The sequence below is a fragment of the Candidatus Acidianus copahuensis genome, from assembly GCF_000632495.1.
Taxonomy (GTDB): domain Archaea; phylum Thermoproteota; class Thermoprotei_A; order Sulfolobales; family Sulfolobaceae; genus Acidianus; species Acidianus copahuensis.
Map to the genome: position 1 here is coordinate 201,978 of NZ_JFZT01000039.1, position 15,046 is coordinate 217,023.

Annotated in this window: 20 protein-coding genes and 1 tRNA gene; 13 read left to right on the plus strand and 8 right to left on the minus strand. The window is 35.5% G+C overall.

The genetic code is table 11. The features are described from left to right. Positions 1–95: 95 nt before the first annotated feature. Entirely contained in the window at positions 96–830 is a 735-nt protein-coding gene (locus CM19_RS05625; protein ID WP_048099448.1) for a hypothetical protein, read from the minus strand. A gap of 644 nt (positions 831–1,474) precedes the next feature. Between CM19_RS05625 and CM19_RS05630 the strand changes: the two genes are divergently transcribed. From CM19_RS05630 to CM19_RS05640, 3 genes are read left to right on the plus strand one after another with little or no spacing between them, the layout of a single operon-like run. Beyond that, the gene (locus CM19_RS05630; RefSeq protein ID WP_048099449.1) at positions 1,475–2,209 is read left to right on the plus strand and encodes an SDR family NAD(P)-dependent oxidoreductase; all 735 of its coding nucleotides are present in this window, start codon (positions 1,475–1,477) and stop codon (positions 2,207–2,209) included. A gap of 41 nt (positions 2,210–2,250) precedes the next feature. Continuing rightward, positions 2,251–3,303: an extracellular solute-binding protein gene (locus CM19_RS05635; RefSeq protein ID WP_048099450.1), complete on the plus strand. Its 1,053-nt coding sequence runs from the start codon at positions 2,251–2,253 to the stop codon at positions 3,301–3,303. Positions 3,304–3,315: 12 nt separating this feature from the next. Next, the gene (locus CM19_RS05640; protein ID WP_048099451.1) at positions 3,316–4,092 is read left to right on the plus strand and encodes an ABC transporter permease; all 777 of its coding nucleotides are present in this window, start codon (positions 3,316–3,318) and stop codon (positions 4,090–4,092) included. Between the two features lie 688 nt (positions 4,093–4,780). On the opposite strand, the gene CM19_RS05645 is transcribed toward CM19_RS05640, so the two are convergent. Next, positions 4,781–4,877: transfer RNA gene (locus CM19_RS05645), tRNA-Pro, on the minus strand. 175 nt (positions 4,878–5,052) lie between these two features. Between CM19_RS05645 and CM19_RS12750 the strand changes: the two genes are divergently transcribed. Beyond that, the gene (locus CM19_RS12750) at positions 5,053–5,265 is read left to right on the plus strand and encodes a hypothetical protein (RefSeq protein WP_081801233.1); all 213 of its coding nucleotides are present in this window, start codon (positions 5,053–5,055) and stop codon (positions 5,263–5,265) included. On the opposite strand, the gene CM19_RS05650 is transcribed toward CM19_RS12750, so the two are convergent. The 3 genes from CM19_RS05650 to thpR are packed head-to-tail and all read right to left on the minus strand — an operon-like array spanning position 5,230 to position 7,617. Then, positions 5,230–5,841: a serine/threonine protein kinase gene (locus CM19_RS05650; protein ID WP_048099452.1), complete on the minus strand. Its 612-nt coding sequence runs from the start codon at positions 5,839–5,841 to the stop codon at positions 5,230–5,232. The two genes, CM19_RS12750 and CM19_RS05650, sit on opposite strands and share 36 nt — an antisense overlap. Next, on the minus strand, positions 5,829–7,073 hold the full coding sequence (cca, locus tag CM19_RS05655) for a CCA tRNA nucleotidyltransferase (protein WP_081801220.1): 1,245 nt from the start codon (positions 7,071–7,073) through the stop codon (positions 5,829–5,831). Before cca ends, CM19_RS05650 begins: the two co-directional genes overlap by 13 nt. Beyond that, on the minus strand, positions 7,066–7,617 hold the full coding sequence (gene thpR / locus CM19_RS05660; protein ID WP_048099453.1) for an RNA 2',3'-cyclic phosphodiesterase: 552 nt from the start codon (positions 7,615–7,617) through the stop codon (positions 7,066–7,068). The genes cca and thpR overlap by 8 nt, the downstream gene beginning before the upstream one ends. Positions 7,618–7,656: 39 nt before the next feature. Between thpR and CM19_RS05665 the strand changes: the two genes are divergently transcribed. Beyond that, positions 7,657–8,181, plus strand: coding sequence for an AAA family ATPase (locus tag CM19_RS05665; RefSeq protein ID WP_268744936.1), 525 nt, complete (start codon positions 7,657–7,659; stop codon positions 8,179–8,181). Further along, positions 8,178–8,612 (plus strand): RNA-binding domain-containing protein, encoded by a 435-nt coding sequence (locus tag CM19_RS05670; protein WP_048099455.1) that lies wholly within the window; start codon positions 8,178–8,180, stop codon positions 8,610–8,612. Before CM19_RS05665 ends, CM19_RS05670 begins: the two co-directional genes overlap by 4 nt. On the opposite strand, the gene CM19_RS05675 is transcribed toward CM19_RS05670, so the two are convergent. Further along, positions 8,609–9,475: a ribonuclease Z gene (locus CM19_RS05675; RefSeq protein WP_048099456.1), complete on the minus strand. Its 867-nt coding sequence runs from the start codon at positions 9,473–9,475 to the stop codon at positions 8,609–8,611. The genes CM19_RS05670 and CM19_RS05675 overlap by 4 nt on opposite strands. Continuing rightward, positions 9,472–10,155: a TRM11 family SAM-dependent methyltransferase gene (locus tag CM19_RS05680; RefSeq protein ID WP_235185627.1), complete on the minus strand. Its 684-nt coding sequence runs from the start codon at positions 10,153–10,155 to the stop codon at positions 9,472–9,474. Before CM19_RS05680 ends, CM19_RS05675 begins: the two co-directional genes overlap by 4 nt. Here CM19_RS05680 and CM19_RS13305 point away from each other — a divergent pair. Beyond that, positions 10,142–10,318: a hypothetical protein gene (locus tag CM19_RS13305; RefSeq protein ID WP_235185628.1), complete on the plus strand. Its 177-nt coding sequence runs from the start codon at positions 10,142–10,144 to the stop codon at positions 10,316–10,318. The genes CM19_RS05680 and CM19_RS13305 overlap by 14 nt on opposite strands. A 76-nt stretch (positions 10,319–10,394) precedes the next feature. On the opposite strand, the gene CM19_RS05685 is transcribed toward CM19_RS13305, so the two are convergent. Then, positions 10,395–11,270: a ribose-phosphate diphosphokinase gene (locus CM19_RS05685; protein WP_048099458.1), complete on the minus strand. Its 876-nt coding sequence runs from the start codon at positions 11,268–11,270 to the stop codon at positions 10,395–10,397. A gap of 52 nt (positions 11,271–11,322) precedes the next feature. Here CM19_RS05685 and CM19_RS05690 point away from each other — a divergent pair, with 52 nt between their 5' ends. The 6 genes from CM19_RS05690 to CM19_RS05715 all read left to right on the plus strand — a co-directional run bounded on the left by CM19_RS05690 (position 11,323) and on the right by CM19_RS05715 (position 15,044). Then, on the plus strand, positions 11,323–12,084 hold the full coding sequence (locus CM19_RS05690) for an ATP/GTP-binding protein (RefSeq protein WP_048099459.1): 762 nt from the start codon (positions 11,323–11,325) through the stop codon (positions 12,082–12,084). 355 nt (positions 12,085–12,439) lie between these two features. Beyond that, positions 12,440–13,174, plus strand: a complete 735-nt coding sequence (locus CM19_RS05695) for a DNA polymerase sliding clamp (protein WP_048099460.1) — start codon at positions 12,440–12,442, stop codon at positions 13,172–13,174. Then, positions 13,143–14,123 (plus strand): DNA primase small subunit PriS, encoded by a 981-nt coding sequence (gene priS / locus CM19_RS05700; RefSeq protein WP_235185629.1) that lies wholly within the window; start codon positions 13,143–13,145, stop codon positions 14,121–14,123. The genes CM19_RS05695 and priS overlap by 32 nt, the downstream gene beginning before the upstream one ends. 34 nt (positions 14,124–14,157) lie before the next feature. Then, complete coding sequence (gene gins15, locus CM19_RS05705) at positions 14,158–14,556, plus strand: DNA replication protein Gins15 (RefSeq protein ID WP_052349463.1); 399 nt, start codon at positions 14,158–14,160, stop codon at positions 14,554–14,556. Positions 14,557–14,562: 6 nt separating this feature from the next. Then, positions 14,563–14,850 carry a 50S ribosomal protein L44e gene (locus CM19_RS05710; RefSeq protein WP_048099463.1) on the plus strand — a complete coding sequence of 96 codons (288 nt, stop codon included), beginning with the start codon at positions 14,563–14,565 and terminating at the stop codon, positions 14,848–14,850. Beyond that, on the plus strand, positions 14,847–15,044 hold the full coding sequence (locus CM19_RS05715) for a 30S ribosomal protein S27e (RefSeq protein WP_048099464.1): 198 nt from the start codon (positions 14,847–14,849) through the stop codon (positions 15,042–15,044). The genes CM19_RS05710 and CM19_RS05715 overlap by 4 nt, the downstream gene beginning before the upstream one ends. The last annotated feature ends 2 nt before the right edge of the window (positions 15,045–15,046 follow it).

Here is a 15,046-nt window from a genome sequence, read left to right on the forward strand (position 1 = left end):
ATATATAATAGATTAATATCGTTAAGTTAAATTTAGTATTTTACTTATAATTATAGAATTTTTGATACTACACTCGTTAAATCGTCGAGCAAAATTTAACAAGAAACGTAAGTAGCTAAGAAATTATCCCAAAGTAAAGGTATTAATGCCTTTTTATTGAAGTTCTTAATAGTTGCTTGAACTTCAATAGACCTGGAACTCATGCGTTTCACAAATACTCTAAAATCATCTTGAGAAAAATATGAAAGAGAATAATTGAAATTATCTACTCCTATATAGTCGTTACATATTGCGTTTATTTTAGTTAGTTCATCATTCATCTCAAATCCTGATTTACACATAGCGTTAGACCCATATTCTAGAATTGAAGTAAATAGAGATTCCAGAGTATAAGGAATCTCTCGTGAATTTACGCCCAAAGGAGGTAATAATAGCTTTACAGTAGAATTAACTTTTCGTAATCTCTTCAAGAGTAAATCGAAGGAAAAGAAAGTATAATAATTTCCACATGCTCTTAGTTTGTTTAATCTGATCTCTCCAACTACTCCATAGTCTTTTAATGTTTGTGAAATAGCTTTTGAAAAACTGTCATTACTTATATTTATTTTAGTTATTGTCATCCCTTTAATTCCGAGTAAGCTGTTTAACTCTTCGTCTGCTTCAAAGTGCAATACATAGAAATCGAAGGAGTTACAGCCAGCTTTTTTAAATGCCTTTCGTAATGCCCAGTCCATAAGAGATAATTTAGCATTGCCGTTTACTAGAATCCATTCCCCAAAGTCGTCTTTATGAAACCTTTCGCTGGTTCTCCTTCTAAATACCTTAAACAAGTTTCATTACCTCAAGATATTTATTTAATACAAACTTTAAATCATTCCGATAAGTGACTTTCTCTTAGCCCTTTTAGAGAAGTAGATCCTTCACTTAGGGCTCTTACTGATATATCACAGTTGTGGGTCTTTTGAGCAAAAAAGACTTACAAAGTCTAATCACGTTTAAGATAGCACGCTAAGAATTCCATTCTTTGAAGAAAAGAGGACTCTTGGGGTTTGGGCTTTACGGAAATTTATTGTCCATGAAATCCTTGGGTTCACCACGTTCTGAACAAAGTCCATTATCACGATCCATTAGTGAGCTAATCCTATCTACACTACCGAATCGGGATGTGGGAAAACCCACACATCCTTAATTCCTCTTAGTCTTCACTCCTTTGTAGTCCCTAATTCGGATCTACAATACCTACATTGAGGACAAATTGATATTGTGTTTCTAAACATAAGTATTTTGATAGGAAAAAATCATGAAATACATAAAAATGTCACGATTTAAGTAAAACTGCTGACAGCTACAAAAACAAGGCTAGTTTGACTGCTAAGTAATAAGATCCCGAAAGGTCTGGATAGTTTACTTAATGATTCTTATTACACATAAATCTTACTAAAACCTTAATTTTGTGATTTGGACTTATTTTCTCATGATAGCCTTAGTGACAGGAGCGTCTAAAGGAATAGGAAAGGCCACTGTTTCCCTTCTTAAACGAGAAGGATATACTGTAATAGCTATATCTAGGACAAAACCGGATAGTGGGGATGAAAATTATGCACTAGATGTTGCAGATAAGGGAAAAGTATTGCTATTTGTTAAAGATATTATATCAAAGTATAAAGATATAGATGTCTTAGTTAATAATGCAGGTTTTGGAATTTACGGATCTTTTCTAGAAACTTCTCTAGAAGAGGAAGAATATATGGTTAGAACAAATCTCCTAGCCCCAATATACTTTACAAAATTAATTTTACCTAGAATGATTAGTAGGCGCAGTGGTTCTATAGTTAATGTAGTTTCTGAAGCAGCATACGTCTCTTCTCCAACACTTCTTGTCTATTCAGCAACTAAGTCAGCCTTAGCTTCTTTTACTAACGGTTTATGGGCAGAGATGAGGAAATATGGGGTCAAAGTTTCTGGTATTTATCCAGGTCCAGTTAAGACTAATTTTACTTCACATCCATCTTTTAAGGACGCAAAGGATTCATTTTCACGGTTTTCTGTAGAGCCAGAGAAAGTTGCAAGGGCAGTAATTAAGGCAATTAAGACAGGAAAGAGAGAGATTTATGTGCCCTCAAAGATTTTTCTTGATCCATATTTTCTAAAGTTCTCATATATTATGCAATCTATCACGTATAGAATTGTAAGTAAAATTTTCGAATAGAAATATTTTTAAATAGATATATGTACTAGTGTATAGAGATCATGAATAGAAATATACTTATAGGGATAATAGTTGTAATAATTTTCATAATAGGAGTTGTAGGATATATGGCATTAATGCCAAAACATACCGTGGTCACACCTAATACAACTACTTCGCCCACATCTTCAGTCCAGACTAAGTCTCCTTTAGCTGTATGGGTAGCTGATGCATATTATGCAGAGGCTTACGACTTAGCAACTAATTTCGGAACTCAAAACGGAATCACTGTAGCTCCAGTAAAGGCAGGCGGATCTTTTGCATTAGCCAGAGAAATTTCAAGTAATTCTGGTGTAGTTACAGTTTTTATGCCAGTCGCTCTCTCAGCTATCTCTGATTTAGGTAATAATAATCCTGGATGGGCAATTGCTTTTATTGCAGATCAATTAACTATAGCATATACAAACAAGAGTGTAAGCGATAATCAATACGCTATGATAGCAGTTAAAGATGCTAAAGCAGGCAATTGGACAGGGTTTTATGATATTTTAACATCTGGTAAAGTTAAGGTTGGTATATCAGATCCTAACACAGACCCTGCAGGTTTTAGAGCATGGATAAACTTGGAAATTGCTGGTTATTTATTCAAAAATAATACATATTATTACTATAATGCAATGCTTAATAATAAGGGCAATGTAACTGCTACGAGTGCAGCCGAGTTAGTTTCACCTCTAGAAGCAGGGACTATAAACTTTCTTTATATCTATAGATCTGCCGCAATAGCGAAGGGATTGGACTATATTCAGTTACCTTCTATGCTAAATTTAGGTAATGTGAGCTATGCTAAGTTCTATGCCAAATTCAATTATACTCTGTCAACTGGTCTTGTTAAAGGATCACCTGTTTACTTGTTTATTACCATACCTAAAAATACAAATAATTTCCAAGAAGCTATACAGTTCATAACTTTCGTGGTTAATAATTCTAACATTTTAAGTAAATATGGGGTAGCACCATTACAACCTGCAATCCTTTTTAACTCAACTACAGTTCCTTCTCAGATAGCATCATTGATCTCGCAAGGTAAATTAGTAGAGGGGGGTAATTTGTAAGGAGGAAAACCTATGAAATGGTTCAAGATAATCGGAATTTTTTTAGCAATTGTTCTTGTAGTGCCTGTCTTTCTCCTAATTTATATGGGGTTCTTTGTATTTAGATCTCCTCAAGCATTTTCGACTCAATTTATGTCAGCCGTTGAACTCTCCCTAGTTTCCTCAGCTACTGCAGCTATTGTGGACTTTGCTCTCTTTACACCTTTGGCCTATTATATATCGAGATTTAATGACTTCTTTACTGATAGTTTGGTAGACATTCCAGCCTCAATACCACATCCAGTAGTTGGAATAGCTCTAGTTTTCTTAGATAGTCCATATACACCAATAGGGAAATTCTTGCTTAGCTTAGGAATAAACTTTTTTGATTCATACACAGGCCTTGTAGCAGCTTTAGTAATAGTATCAGCCCCTATTTTTATTAGATCAATGAAAAACTTCTTTGATTCGATGCCTAGAATTTATGAGGAATATGCAAGATCTCTTGGAGGAGGTACAGGCAGGATATTCCTTAGAGTCGTGTTAAGGAATTCGTTTAGGGGAATAATATCCTCCTCATTAATAAGTATGTCGAGAGCCATGAGCGAATTTGGGTCTATAGCTATTATAGCCTACTATGTACTTTCCGGTCCTTTTGCTGGAGTTAGTCCAGCGTCAATATTGATCTATGAATGGTACGGTTACTATGGAACTGATGTAGCAGTTACGGCATCAGCTATTATGATAGTAATTGGAATTATTGTATTAACAACTATAAGAATATTACAATATAAGACGAAGAATATCTGATTTTATCTTCCTAGGGATTAGGGGACAGAAGAGCGTAAGATCGAGAGTGTATAACCCCTTCTGGAAATATATAAGTTATTTTTCATATGAAAAATAGAGAGGCTTACTCTAGTTTTTTATCTTAACGATCAAAACGCTAAATGTCAAAAGTTAGTTAAGCGATCTATATCCTGCTAACTTGTGAGTTAATCCATTAAAGGAATGGAAAGGTTAAACAACGCAATAATTAAATCCATAAAAAGGTAAAGGCTACCAGCAACTACGTTCTCAGGTATTCCAAAAAAAAACTTCTGAATATGATTTTCAAGGTAGTTCCAAACGGAAAAGAGAGAAAAGATATTCCACAAAACTAGGGAGTGGTTGGAAAAAAGTTAAAATACCTAAAAAAAGATCCTTCACGCCCACATGAGTAATCAACGTGAGGGAAAACACATAGATATTCCAGACAAGGTGAAACGGGTTGTTATCAAGCCATAGGAGTGTAAAAAACTCCTTGTAAAGTTAGTCATTAAAGGTTATGAGTTCCTCGGTTGAAAAAGACAAATGAAGTTAAATTATAAAGACTCTATAACCGGCTCTTTTTGGTATAGGTTGACTGTGAAGTAGAAAGATTAACCAAAAGGTCAATTTAGTTCACTTCTCTTCAATATCTTATCAAATGAGTAAAATTTTTATAAAAATACAAAAATGGGGCCGCCGGGATTTGAACCCGGGACCACCAGCGAACTGGTGGTTAGGGAAGCATCCCCAGGCTGGCATCCTAGTCCAAGCTAGACTACGGCCCCATAAAAGACTTCCCCTTTTCTAAGTTTAAAAGTTATTGTGGTTATAATACTGAAGGAGAGAGTGGTCCGAAAGTGTTTGAACGCCTGTCTCAGTAAGGTAAAATTTTCGGTAAAAACAAAGTATAACCGAGGAATTACCATTTATCTATATTCAGACATTATAGTGTTGATTGTTATGGTTGTAAGGTACACGTGCAAAAAATGTGGTTTCGAGCTATACAGATTTGAAAAAGTTGGGCAGGACTTCTATGGTGTCAGAACACCTTCAGAAATAAGGTCTATTTATGGTGGTCGATGCCCTAAGTGTGGGCATGCAATCGAGACTCCTACTCTTAGCGAGATAGGAGTTACGCTAAGGAAAGGAGCAAAGACTACGCTTATGGCCTAAAATGGAGATAAGTTCGTCGAAGCTAATTTTATTCGTCTTGTAAAGGTATGCTAAGTCATACATTCTGAAAGCACTAAGTATCTTATTAACATTAAACGCTCTTTCCCTTATTGATGCTGAATCATAGTCAATGATATAAGCCCTCTTTTCGAAAATTAAGACGTTCTTCCAAGGTCTTGAGATCTCCATATGTTGTATATGATTCTCTTCAAGATATCTTGCCTTAAATAATAGATCTAAGGGAATACACTTATTTCTCAAGTGTTCGCCATTAATATATTCCATGATAATAAAGTTCTTTCCAAAAGAGAAAACTTTTGGTGACGCAGGATAGGCCTTCATTTGTAGTTTAGCCTCTAATTCCATGTCATTTTTAGGCGAATCTGTTCTTCTTACTTTTATCACTTTTTTATCATCAAGTAAGGCTATTACACCTTGTTTACCTTTTCCTAATACTCTTGTATCGTTCACAAAAGTTTTTCCAAATGAAATAAATTCAGTTATTCCGTTACTTTTAAGTTCATTGTATATTTCTATGTCGAATCTTGGATAGATGATCTTATCTATTTTAACCATGCTGGGGTCTTTCTGAGGAACTGTTTCAGACAAGGATCCTTAGGCCTCTCACTAAGCCAATACTCTCTTAGGGAGTACTTATGTTTTACTTGAATAGAAAGTTTGACTACATCTTCTGCTGGAGTTATTTCCCTCTTCTTTATACTGTATAAATTACCATCATCTCCTACCCATACGTTTTCGTTCTTCTTAAAAAATCCCTTTGCATTAACGTAAAAAGGAGGTCCTAGATTAAGGTAATATTGTGGTGGAAACCTAGAGGATATTTGTGTTGCTATTATAATTTTCCTGTCATTCCCATATGCCTGAACGTCGATTACCTCAAATCCCTTACTTTTAAGCTGATTTCTTATCCTTGTCACACTACTGTTGATTTGACCCCAGAGAACATCTTGTGAGACATTTTCTTGAAGGAGTATCTCACTAACTAGGACTTCTCCTTTTATGTCTACCTCATTAACTTCGGGAGGAAAGAAGAAATCAATTGAAGGTTTTTCTAAGTAAAATTTTGATGCGATGGAGAATTCTCCCAATTTCTTTAGCGATACTGCAGAAGCTGCATTTCTTCTTGGATCCACAGGATCGACAATAATTAATGGAGAATCGAAAACTACTGTAGGTTGTCTAATTAGAATTTTAACTGGAGGTCTCCAATCAGATGAGGCCTTAAGAACTTCCCTGAAGGAACCATAATTTAATATGAGTAACTCACAGACATAACCTGAAAACCCCTTAACCTTTATTTCTGCTCCATAAGTTCCTATCCCTTTCATAAATCTCTTTAGTAGTCTAACTTGATCTTTTTGTTCATCAGTTAAACTAGAGTTTATTAATGCAGTATGGAAAGGAGTTCTGTCAACTGCAGTTACTGCATTTTCTCCGCTATCTACTCTTAGTGCTGGAACAACATCTATTTCCATCCCATTATTTTTTATTATAATATAGGGATGTTCAGCGTAGTTAATTTGATAATTAAATTTCCTTAATCTATCTTCTATTAGTTTGAGAGCGTTAGGCATGTATTCTTTTCCTAATTCTTTCGGAAAAAACACAAAAATATCAACGTCCGTATCCCCTTTTAACCATGTTCCTTTTCTAAAAGATCCGTGAACTTCTGCTTCAAATCCTTTTAGTGCTTCTAAGACTTCTTCTACCGTGTTGTTAATTTTTTCAAAATCATCTTTGCTAGGTTTTATTCTCTCTAAAACTTCCTTTTCTATTTCGTCAATCAATGCTCCTCACTTCATATATTTTGTCATAAATTGGACCTTTAGGAGTTAACGTACTCTTGAAAAGTGTAACTCTATCTACTTCTTCCTCTCCATAGTATTCAGACATATTTTCTTGTAAAAGTTTTATTAAATTTTGTAAATTTTTTAAGCTCTTAACTCTAGCTACAGTTACATGAGGCAAGAACTCCTTCTCATCTTCAACATGTATTCTTCTAGCTGATAATTCTCTTAAAATTTGTATTCTTAAGTTTTTTAATTCTTGAAATCCTTCTTTAATTCCAACCCATACTACTCTAGGTTTAATATTATTGGGAAATGCGCCAGTGTCAGAAAGAGTTATTTTAAACCTTTTGAACTTTAGTAAGGAAAGCGCTTCGTTCACATCCTTAATTCTATACTCATTGACTTCTCCAAGAAACGCTAGAGTAATGTGTATATTGTCTGGTTCAACAGGTTTTATATCAGCTCCACTTAAATTAATATTATTAGTGAGATCTAAAATTTTTTGAAAAGGATTTACTTTAATAGCAATAAATAGCCTCATGTTTTTAAGCCTCTATGTTGAACAGTAAGGTGGTCACTAATTAATGTAATTCTTATAACTGGAATGCCTGGATCTGGAAAAACGTTATTTGGAAATATATTGAAAGAGCGAGGATATCAAGTCGTTTCAATGGGCGACGTTTTAAGGAAAAGATATGAGAAAGATGCAAAAATAGGAGAAAGACTAATGGATTATGCGAAGAGAATTAGAGAAATTTATGGAGATGGCGTTGTAGCAAGATTAAGCTTAGAAGAAGTAGATCCAAAAGCTAAGAGAGTAGCCTTCGAAGGAGTTAGGAGTTTAGCTGAAGTTGAGGAATTTGCAAGACTAGGAAATCCTATAGTAGTATCGGTTCACTCACCGCCATCATTAAGGTATAGTAGACTAATGGCTAGGCAGAGAAGCGATGATTCAACTAAAATTGAGGAACTAAAAAGGAGGGATTATCAAGAAATAGCCATAGGAATAGGTGGAGTCATAGCGATGGCTGATTACGTTATACTAAATACCGGGACAATAGAGGATTTTAAAAGGCAAGCAGAAGATATCTTGAATAAGCTATGACAAAGATAGTAGTTACCGCGGAATTAAGACCATCAGAAGATCAAGACAAAGTAATTAAGGCAATAGTAAATTTCTTTGACTTTGAAATGATCTCTAAAGAAAAAGGAGGAGAATGGGAGATTATTGTAGGAAATTCAACTACTTTAAGAAGTTTAGTAAAGTTACATAGAGCATTGAGAGAAGAGAGAATATTGGATGCTGCTAGGAAGCACTTATTCAGAGGAATATCCGATAATTCTCTGTTTTTCATGATACATAAACAAGCAGCAGCATCAGGTGTTCTAGCCTTTGTTGACGATCCGACAGAATCCCCTTTAGGGCCAATAACTTTCTCAATAGAGTGTAGGAATCCGAGAGAGATTATAGATTGGCTTACTCCAAGAACTTCACATGGCCATCCATTATGGGAAAACCCTATACCTGAGGATTAATGAAGGATAATATATGATAGATCGTTTGGAACAAAGGATTTAGGAAACTTTTTCATTGCTTCCTCTAACAGAGGTTCTGCGCTCTTATACCTTCCGCTTATGTGAATTAGACCTAATCTCTTTACCCCAGAATTTATAGCTACCTCTGCCGCATCACTCGCAGTTGAATGACCATAATCCGATGCGTTTATATCCATAGTAAACGTAGAGTCATGAAGCAACAGATCTGAACTACTTACTGCAGAAATCACCCTTTCACAGATTGCTGTATCACCAGTATATGCTATCTTTAATCCCTTCTTCTTTATCACGTAATCCTCAGGAATTAACTTCTTTCCTTCATATTCTACTTCTTTACCCTCTTTTAACGATCTTAGTATCTTCCAATCCGTTATTCCTTCTTTTTTTAACCTTTCCGCATCTACATTTATCCTTTCTTTCTCTTCGATTATATAGCCTTGTGACTTTATTACATGACACGTGGGAAAAGGGGTTATCTTTATAGAGGTATCCTGGTAGCTATTAACGTAATTTATTTCAAACGTTGGTGAAAAGTGTGTGTCTTCAAAGCTCTCCTCTAGTAATTTCTTTACATCACCAAGTATGTAGAGTTTTTCCTTTCTTCCATACATACTTAGCGTCTGAATAAGTGGAGGTAAACCAAGAACGTGGTCTGCGTGAAGGTGAGTTATTGCTATAACTTTAATGGACATAATATTAATCCCGTGTCTTATCATTGTGATCTGAGTTCCTTCTCCGCAATCTAAAAGAACGTTTATACCTTCTTTTCTAACTAAGTAAGCGGGAAGACCTCTAACGCTTGGCGCCCCTCCACCTGTTCCTATAAAGAATACATTAATCATGGCTTCTCCACCACGTAAATTGACCTAGATAAACTCTTGTGAAGGTAAATGAAATGCTCTTGTATAGGCTTTAAACCTGCTTCCTTTATTTTTTCTCTCCAATCTAACTTAGCGTCAGTAGCAAAAACAAGTCTTCCGCCCTTAGGAAGAACCTCTGCAGAATATTGGAAAAGATCCTCATAAAGTCTTTCAAAATCAACTTCTCTGGCATTTACTGATCTCCCATATGGCGGATCCGTTACAATGGAATCAACTCTACGTATGGGCATCGTTGTTATAGATGACTGAACTAGGTCACAAGAATAACTAAAGTAGTCTAAGTTCTCCTTAGTTTTCTTCAGCATAACTCTATCTATATCCTCTCCAATGCAACGAATTCCTATCCACGAAGCCTCAAGTAAGATTGACCCTACTCCACACATGGGATCTAGGATGCTATTTCTAGCTAAAGCAAGGTTTATCATAGTTCTAGCGGTGTATGGATCCATGGTCCCTGACTGGGAATATGGTTTTTTTGAGTGTAACATTAAACTCCTTGAATCTCTTTCTTCCTCTCTTTTTCCTGCTATTATTATTCCATCTGTAAAGAGAAGATCTAGGATAGGGCATTCCTTTTTTATTATCACTCCTTTCTTTATTTCGTTGTAATATGCAATAAACTTATCCTTGTTTGATCTCATTATTACGTTAGGTTTTACGTTAAAGCAATTTCCTCTTAGTTCCGCGTTAATTTCCAGAGGATCATTGGAGATAGAGATAACTCTTCCTGTTGCCTTAATGTTAGCTGATATTCGTGCAATTCCAGGCCTATTTCCCTCAATTATCCCGACCCCAGTAAAATAAGTTATTTTAGTTCTAGCTAAAGCTTCAAGTTCTGCTATAGATAAAAATATCTCATCGGCCGAAAGTATTGCATACGTTAAATCCTTACTGCTATTAGCTCTGATACGTCAACCACCTTTACCGTTTCTGGAGGTATAACTGTGTTGGTTCCAATGATTTCCCTTATACCAGCTGAACTAAGTTTATCTTTAGCGTCACCAATTAAGAGTACGTGTGCTGCGCTGGCTATTACGGACTTAGCTCCTTTTTCATACGCTATTCTACTCGCTTGCGCCATTGTTCCTCCAGTGCTTATTATATCATCTACAATTATGACGTCTTTGTTTTCTACTCCAGAAATATGTGAGTATTTTACTCGAACTTCTCCAGTATTTCTATCTCTTTCCTTTTCAATAAAACTAAACGGTGCCTCAAGCTCCTTAGCCATTCTTTCCGCTCTACTTAATGCCCCTTTATCTGGAGCGATTACAAATGGATTAGATGTGATTTTCTTTAGCTCCTTAGCTAAGGTCGGTACTGGATCCACTATCTTAACTTTTCCCTTGAAGAAGGAAATTACAGTATCATAGTCATGCGGTTCAACTGTTATTAGCTCATCTGATCCTGAGCGATAAAGAAGATCTAAAACTGTTTTTAGGCTTAGTGCCTCTCCATCTTTAAATCTTCTGTTTTGTCTAGCGTAGCCCAAGTATGGTATAACAGATATTACTTTTTCTGCTCCTAAGTCCTTTAATGTCTCTATCATGAAGAATAGTTCCATCCAATGCTTATCCTGTGGATAATAAGTTGACTGAATTATAACAACCTCCTCTCCCTTTACCTCTATTGGTATCCTTATATATGATTCACCGTCTGGAAATAACTTAGATTCAACCTTACTGCTCCTTGAACCCAATATCTTAGCAACTTTGTCATCAATACTATTAGATGCAGTTCCACCTATTACTATCATTTGAATATACTTATGGAAGAGGTTTTTAAGATTAAAATCGTAGAAGTTAAAGATGTATTACATTTTCTTTACAGGTACTGCTGGTTCTGGAAAGACTACAATGGTTAATGAGTTTCAGCAATACCTACTAGATCAGCAGATGGATGCAGCAGTGATAAACCTTGACCCAGCAGTAGAGCGTTTACCTTACACACCTGATCTTGACATTAGAGACTATGTAGATGCTAGAGAAGTTATGGAAAAATACGGTCTTGGACCAAATTCTTCTCTCATCGTCTCTATGGATCTCTTAATGTCTAAAGCCTCAGAGGTAAAGAAAGATCTTGGAGAGATTGAGTCCAATTACGTTATTATTGATACTCCTGGACAGGTAGAGCTTTTTGCTTATAGGGATACATCCAGGTTATTAGTTTCGTTAATAGTCGGAGAAAGTAAGGCTATAAATATCTTTCTTCTAGACTCGTTTCTAGCTAGAGATGCAGAGAGTTACGTTTCGCTTCTCCTTCTTTCAAGCTCAATAAGATTTAGAATGTCGTTACCACAGATCAACGTCTTATCAAAGATAGATTTACTATCAAATGCAGAACTAGAAAAAATAAAGGCGTGGGGAGAAGGAGAAGAACTTATTGATAATCTAGGGAAAATTGATGATTTTTCCTTTGAGCTTGTAAGAACTCTTGTTGAAAGCTTAGATACATCACCCATTCCGGTCTCAGCTACTGAAGGGATAGGAATGGATGAACTTTACGCTGAAGTCCAAAGGACTCTGGCAGGAGGAGAGGATTACTATACAGAAGAGAATTCACCTAGATAAGCCGTTAATAGTGGTTTCACTTAAATTATGACATTTTTATATATTTCATGTTTTTCCTCCTAAAACGGTTATATATTGAAAAGAACAATATTAATTTGCACTAGATATATGTATGTAGACCCGAATTAGGGAATAAAAAGAGTGTAAATATCCTAAGAATGTACGGGTTTCCAACATCTCTTAGGTCTTTGATAAGACTTTCAAGGATATTGTGAGGTTACCTCGCTAATGGATCGTTATGATGACCGTTTACCCAGAATATGTTGAAGCTAAAGGCTTTACGGACATAACAATATTTGTCCGTAAAAACCCAAACCCCTTTGAAGTTTTATACTGTTTTAGATAGGTGATAATTATGAAGTTTAAAGTTATAGACGCAAAGGCACTATCCACAATTTTTGATGTGTTATCTGAGTTCATGGATACGGTAACAATAATTGTAACGAAAGAAGGTATCAAAATGGGGGGAATAGATCCTTCTAGAGTTGCTTTCATAGACATTTTTCTTCCATCAAAGTACTTTGAAGAGTTTGAGTTGACAAGTGATGAATACCTTGGAATTAAATTATCTGATGTCTCTGCAGTCCTCTCTAGAACAACTAAAGAAGACAGTTTAATTGTTGAGACAAACGAAGGTAAGATAAATTTTACATTACAAGGAGAATTTGAAAGAAGTTTTTCATTACCTTTAATCAACCCAGAAGAGCAGAAGAGCCCTACATTAAATCTGCAGTTTCCTTTTAAGGCTAGAATATTAACTTCTGCATTTTCAGATGTCATGAGTATAATGGAAGATATGGGGGAAGCTGTAACTTTTACGTCAGAGGGAGGAAAGCTTTACATTTCAGTTGAAGGTGATATGGGAACTTCTAAAGTAGAGCTATCTACAGAAAGCGGAAACTTAGTTGATTCTCAAGGTTCAGATGCTAGCAGTACGTATAGTATATATTACATAACAAAAATATCTAAAATGAAATCCAGTTCAGATATACTTGAGGTATCATTCGGTTCACAAATACCTATAAAACTTCACTATGAGTTACCTCAAGAGGGATACGGTGACTTTTACGTCGCACCAAGAGTTGAATAAGATAATTACCCTTCTTTTTAAGGACTACTACTCTAGGTCAAAACTCGAATTACCTTTCGATATGGAATTAAGAGAATTTGCCTACCAACCTTTTGGGAAGGATACATACGTTAGACATCTCTCTTTTGGTTCGGAGAAGGAATTGCTTGACTATATAACTCACAATATACCCTTACATCTCTTCTTCTCTTCGGCTAAATATCAGATTCCATCCGCTGATGACATGGAACTTAAAGGCTGGATTGGAGCAGATCTTCAGTTCGATATTGACGCTGATGAAATATGTAATCCTAAGACTATAAGTTTTTGTCCAATTTGCGGTAAGGTATTAACTAATTCTAAGTGTGAAGAGCACGGTATGGCTACCACTTTTTCTGAAATAACAGGAGAATGTCTAAGTAAGGCATTAGAACAAGCTCTTACCATAAAAGATATTCTAAAGGATGACTTTGCTTTAGATTCAAAGATTTACTTTTCAGGCAATAGAGGATTTCACGTATATGTAGAATGTTCTGGTGATTGTGCATTAATGGATTCTGAAGAGAGAAAGCAGATTGTTGATTATATTTCTGGAAAGTGTTCGCAGAAGTTCAAGGGAGGCAGAGAAAACGATCCTGGATGGATTGGAAGATTAGCAAAGGGTATAGAGAAAACAGTTTTTGACGAGCAGGTAACAATAGATGTAAAGAGGTTAGTTAGAATACCAGGTTCAATTCACGGGAAGTCCGGTTTAATAGTTAAGAAGGTAGAGAGTAATAATTTTTCTTTTGATTCCTCTCTATGTCCTTTTGCCGGTTCTGCAATATTTTTCCCCTTAATAACAGGAGAGTTTCAACTTTTAGATTCAAAGGTTAAAATGATAAGAGGTGATCCTATTAAGTTGGATGTATGTTTGGCAATTTACGCTCATCTAAAAGGATTGGGAGAGGTGAAGCTTTACGTTAGATGATATTCTAAGTAGGGAATTACAATCTGAAGACCCTGTGACTATAACCTTAGATGATATAGAAAGACAGTCATCCGTTTTAAGAAAATTAAGGTTAAAGTATAACGATGACTTGCATGAAAGGGAAATAAAGGTCTATGAGGAGTTAGCGGAATCGATTTTTGAGATGAGAGTCGGAAAATATATTGAGAGCGGAAAGGATGGCGGTTCATTAGATTCGTTTCTTTTTGACTTTCTGAAAAAGATAAAGGAATTTTATATCTCTATGATGACAGGAAACCTCATATTAAAAGGGCACTTTGTCTTATGCGAAATTAAAAAACCTTTTACATTAGGGAGCAGAATAATGCATCCAGGAGATATAGTAATGTTAGACTTGAGAAACGTGTCTGCTTTATTGATCGCTGAATATATAATTCCGTATAAAATAAGTTAGATTGCTATGAAAGTTCCTAAGACAATGAGGGTTTACTGCCCTAAATGTAAGACTTATACTGATCATAGTGTGTCTCAATATAAATCTGGAAAAAGAAGGACAATTGCAGAGGGACAAAGAAGATATGATAGAAAGAATATTGGATATGGAGGAAAGAGAAAGCCTGAACAACATAAGTTTGCTAAAGTTACAAAGAAAGTAGTCTTGGATCTAAAGTGTACTAAGTGCGGGTACGTTATTATGAAACCAGGAATAAGGTTAAAGAAAGTTGAAATTACTGAGGTGATCAAATGAGGAAACTTAGAGTTTTAATTCCAGAGCAAAAAAGCAGATTCATAAGAGTTAAATGCCCTAATTGTGGGAATGAACAAGTAATATTTAGCCATCCGACATTTCCAGTGAGGTGTCTAGCTTGTGGTACGCAATTAGCTTATCCTAATGGGGGCAAAGCAAAAATAATAGCTGAAGTGTTAAAGGAACTTGGCTAAAA